Source organism: Mesorhizobium sp. WSM4830 (genome assembly GCF_055811495.1).
Window position 1 is genome coordinate 1 of record NZ_JBVVQI010000073.1, and the last position, 3,772, is coordinate 3,772.

1 protein-coding gene and 3 pseudogenes are annotated in these 3,772 nt (G+C 60.1%); 2 read left to right on the top strand and 2 right to left on the bottom strand.

Annotation, left to right across the window (positions count from 1 at the left end; translation table 11 throughout):
* A pseudogene (gene istA, locus AC0L2Y_RS34300) lies at positions 1-1,199 on the top strand (IS21 family transposase); the annotation flags it as partial.
* Between the two features lie 289 nt (positions 1,200-1,488).
* On the opposite strand, the pseudogene AC0L2Y_RS34305 reads toward istA, so the two are convergent.
* Positions 1,489-1,620: pseudogene (locus AC0L2Y_RS34305) on the bottom strand (IS481 family transposase); the annotation flags it as partial.
* A gap of 74 nt (positions 1,621-1,694) precedes the next feature.
* Positions 1,695-2,327, bottom strand: a complete 633-nt coding sequence (locus tag AC0L2Y_RS34310; RefSeq protein ID WP_473562297.1) for a winged helix-turn-helix domain-containing protein — start codon at positions 2,325-2,327, stop codon at positions 1,695-1,697.
* 445 nt (positions 2,328-2,772) lie between these two features.
* Here AC0L2Y_RS34310 and AC0L2Y_RS34315 point away from each other — a divergent pair.
* Positions 2,773-3,595, top strand: a pseudogene (locus AC0L2Y_RS34315) (IS630 family transposase); the annotation flags it as partial.
* Between the last annotated feature and the right edge of the window lie 177 nt (positions 3,596-3,772).

A 3,772-nucleotide genomic window follows, 5' to 3' on the forward strand; every position in this document is an offset into this window, starting at 1 on the left:
GTGCTTGGCTTCAGTCGCCTTATCTGGGCACGCTTCGTCGTCCACCAGGATCTGCCGACTGTCTTGCGCTGCCATGCTGGGGCCTTCGAGGCGCTGGGCGGCGCTCCTCGCGAAGTGCTTTACGATCGTATGAAGACGGCTGTGATCGGCGAAGGCGATACCGGCGGCATCGTCTACAACCGTGCGCTCGTCGATCTTGCCCGCCACTATGGTTTCCATCCCAAGGCGTGTCGGCCTTACCGCGCCAAACCGAAGGCAAGGTCGAGCGACCGTTCCGTTACATTCGCGAGGACTTCTTCCTGGCCCGATCCTTTCGCAATCTCGAGGACCTGAACGTGCTGTTGCGCCACTGGCTGGACACGGTCGCAAACCCGAGAGTTCACGCCACCACAAGGCGTGTCGTCAACGAAGCTTTCGCCGAGGAGCGGGCAGCGCTGCGGCCGCTGCCCTTGGCTCCGTTCAGATCGGTCCTGAAGCTCGAGCGACGCATCAGCCGGGAGGGCATGATCAGCGTCGGCGGCAATTTCTACAGCGTGCCCGACGCCACCAGGCGCCGTGTCGTCGAGGTGCACACGTTGGCCGAAGAGGTGCGCATCTTCGAGGACGGCGCGCTGATTGCCACCCATCCCATTCTCGAAGGCCGGCATCAGCGTCATGTCGAGCCCGGTCATCGCAACATCCACGCAGGCAAGAGCCATCTGGCCATTGCGCTTGCCGTCGAGGCCGTGAAGGCTGGGAAGAGCGTCTATTTCTGCACGCTTGCCGAACTCATCGCCGCGCTGGCAAGGGCCGAACGCGAAGGCCGCCTGCAGGAACGCATCCTCTTCTGCCGGCCAGCTCTCCTCGTCGTCGACGAGATCGGCTATCTGCCCGTCGTCCACGGTGGCGGCAATCTGTTCTTCCAACTCGTCAACGCCCGCTACGAGAAGGGCGCAATGATTCTCACCTCGAACCGCGGCTTCGCCGAATGGGGCGAGGTCTTCGGCGACCCTGTCGTCGCAACCGCACTTCTCGATCGCCTGCTTCACCATGCGGTCGTCGTCCAGATCGAGGGATCGAGCTATCGGCTCCGTCAGCACGCCGAGCTCATGCCCGAACACCTGCGATCAAAAGCCTCCATCACGCCGCCGACACTAAATGCACCATCGCGGCCGCGCGGCCGGCCACCGAAAAATGGACACCCATCCGCGACAGCCTGAGCGGCGAAACTGGGGAATTTTACTTCGGCACTTTTGGGGAAAATTCGAGCGGCATTGACACCGGATTGCTGAACTAAGCGAGAATTAAAAGCTGTCAGGATGAGGCTGCTACGAATTCGTCCATCTTCTGCAGGTGTTGCGACTGCGTACTGTCGGCGAGTGCCTTAGTGTCACCCTAGCCTGCTCAGAGTCGAGCGCACCCCATTTTGACCGGACAGGCGGCATAGCCGATAAGGCATAGGCATGCTCCTATGAGTACGACTATGTAGCCGACGTAGGTTTGGGCACATCATTTCAGCTGAGCCAGCGCGCGATCGAGCCGGTGATCGGCAATCCTGATGCGCTCGCGGCTGCCGTCGTTGGCCGCCTCAACAGCTTCGCCGAGAGGAGCCTTGCCGAGGAGTACGCACACGCGATCAGCCACAGCAGCCTGCCGCAGGCTTGACGGCCAGCACCGCCATACCGACAGCATCACTGGCATCGATAACCCGGCGCTTAAGCCCGCTCAGCCGGAATACTGAATTCATAACCAACGCCACGCACCGTTCTTATCAATTGCGACGCGCGCGCATTTACTTCGAGCTTCCGGCGCAAGCGGAGGATCTGAACATCGATGCTGCGATCAACAATATTCTCGTGGATCCGGGTGGCCCGCTGCAGGTATTCTCGCGAGAGCGGCCGTTGGGCCGCTTCGACGAAAGCAACTAGGAGCGCATATTCTCCTTTTGTCAGAGCCACCACCGCGCCTGAAGGCTCACGGAGCTGGCGAGTCTTCAGGCATAGCGACCATCCCCCGAAAAGCCATCTTCCCGATTGTGTTTTTCGATGGTTTTCTTGGGGCCGAACCACTATATCGTTATCGCCCCGGCGGTTGCCAATCAAAATGATCGGGACGTTCCCACGGTTGCGGAGATTACGCAATATTTGGGGGCCATTGTCCTGGCCAAAATCCAAATTGACGACGATAGCGTCCGGCTTCAGCTTTTCGTAGATCGCTAACGCTTCTGTGTGCTTATCCGCCACAGTGGTTGACAAATTGCTGGCCCGTAGGTGTTCTTCCATGGTTTGGATAAGCGCGGGGTCATCGTCGACTATAAGGACGCTTCTGATCTTGCTGGCCTTGCTCATGACGCGCAACCCCACCTTGTCGCTCCTGGTCTGATCGTAACTTTTCAACGATAGCTCGCTTCCTGAGCGCGTTGAGTACAGAAGCTGCCTAGAGTTTGCACAGCCGCGGGCCTGCAGCAGTAACCGAGGGAACTCGATCCAGCAATACTCGATTGTTCGTAGCCCGTCCCGTTCATGAGCCTTGTGGTTCGAGCGCCGCTGAGCCTCCTCCTGCCAAGCGGCTTCGCTGTTGCCGGTCTTATTTCGCATCCGTGACGCTTCCGTGCTTCGGCGTCACGGGCAGAACGGCAGATTCACACGGGGCAATAGGCCCGCCGACGTTGTGGGTAATCGGAGCCAGACCGGATGGTTATACTTGATACCAGCGGTGCCGATTTCTGACTCGCTCCTCCAGATTCCTCCGCGACCCGATTTATGATTCTTTTGGGGCGAAGGGGATTCGCCTATGGGATCAGCCGTTCAGTTGCGGACATACTATTCGGCCTCGGAGCTTCGCCGGTTGGCACGGGCTTCGAAGGACGCGCGGCAGAGCAGCCGTTTGCTTTCGCTGGCGGCGGTGCTTGACGGCATGAGCTGGGCGGACGCTGCCAGGATCGGCGGAATGGACCGCCAGAACCTTGCACGATTGGGTGCATCGCTTCAACGAAGCCGGGCCGGATGGGGTTCTGGATTCGTGGTCGAGTGGCCCCACATCGAGGCATTTAAAAAAATTTCCCGCGCACGCTGAAGGCTCATCTGGCCGACCTGCCGAAAGGCACATGGGTGGAGATATGGTTTCAAGATGAAGCCCGGATGGGCCAGAAGAACGGCTCGGTTCGGCAATGGGCAAAACGTGGCACGCGTCCCCGACAGCCCGCCGACCAGCGCTACAAGAACGCCTATCTGTTCGAACCATCTGCCGGGCACGCGGCAAAGGTGCTGCCGTGGCCTTGCCGCATGCCGACACCGAAGCCATGCAGCTCCACCTCGACGAGATCAGCCGCCATGTCGCCAAGGGCGCGCATGCTGTGCTGCACATGGATCGCGCTGGATGGCACACAACGGCAAATCTCGACGTGCCGGAGAACATCACGCCGATCTTCCTGCCGTCGCGATCCCCCGAACTCAACCCGGTGGAAAACCTCTGGCCATACCCGCGCTCCAACTGGCTCTCAAACCGAGTCTTCGAAACCTACGACGCCATCATCGACGCGGCGTGCGAGGCCTGGCAGAAACTCCTCGCAAATCCAGAAATCATCACGTCAATCGGAATGAGGCGGTGGGCGCATGTCGCGGCTGCTCCTGTCGAAGACCACAGTCAGCGAGACGAGATCGCCAACCTATGCAAGCGCCGCCCCGCCCTGCAGTTCCACCGCCACGCATCGCGGAGTAAGCGGGTAGCTGATGCCGTTCAGCGCTGGTAGTTCCAAGGCATAAGCGCCTCGATATCGCTGTTTGGCCAGCCA